This window comes from Streptomyces albipurpureus (genome assembly GCF_023701525.1).
Taxonomy (GTDB): domain Bacteria; phylum Actinomycetota; class Actinomycetes; order Streptomycetales; family Streptomycetaceae; genus Streptomyces; species Streptomyces albipurpureus.
In genome coordinates this window covers 1-724 of the sequence record NZ_JAMQAW010000109.1, presented here as the reverse complement: position 1 = coordinate 724, position 724 = coordinate 1, and the positions used below count along the sequence as shown (strand labels likewise).

1 protein-coding gene is annotated in these 724 nt (G+C 64.8%); it reads left to right on the top strand.

Annotated features, from left to right (window positions below; genetic code table 11):
- The coding region (locus NBG84_RS39720; RefSeq protein ID WP_250924610.1) for an aldehyde dehydrogenase family protein at positions 1-724 on the top strand (724 nt) is incomplete at both ends.

Here is a 724-nt window from a genome sequence, read left to right as displayed (position 1 = left end):
ACAAAGTCGCCTTCACCGGCTCAGTCACCGCGGGCAAGAAGGTAATGGCCGCCGCCGCACAGAACCTCACCCGCGTCACCCTGGAACTGGGCGGCAAATCCGCCGGCATCATCCTGGAGGACGCCGACCTCGACACCGCACTCCCCCAACTCATCAGCGGCTCATTCCCCAACAGCGGCCAAGCCTGTGTCGCACTCACCCGCATCCTCGTCCCAGCATCCCGCTACGACGAAATCGCCGCCAAATACACCACAGCCGTCGCCGCCCTCACCGTCGGCGACCCCATGAACCCCGCAACCGCCATCGGCCCCATGGTCACCCGCACCCAGCAACAACGAGTCCTCGACTACATCCGCATCGGCCAAGAAGAAGGCGCCAAACTCCTCACCGGCGGCGGCACCCCCCACGACCACAAAACCGGCTGGTACGTCGAACCGACCCTCTTCGGCGAAGTCACCAACGACATGAGGATCGCCCGCGAGGAGATCTTCGGCCCCGTGGTATGCCTCATCCGCTACCAAGACGAAACCGAAGCCATCCACATCGCCAACGACTCCGACTACGGCCTCGCCGGCACCGTCTTCACCGCCGACGACACACACGGCACCAACATCGCCCGACAGATCCGCACCGGCACCTACTCCGTCAACTGCCAACGCTTCGACACCGCCGGCCCCTTCGGCGGCTACAAAAACTCCGGCATCGGCCGCGAATTCGGACCCGA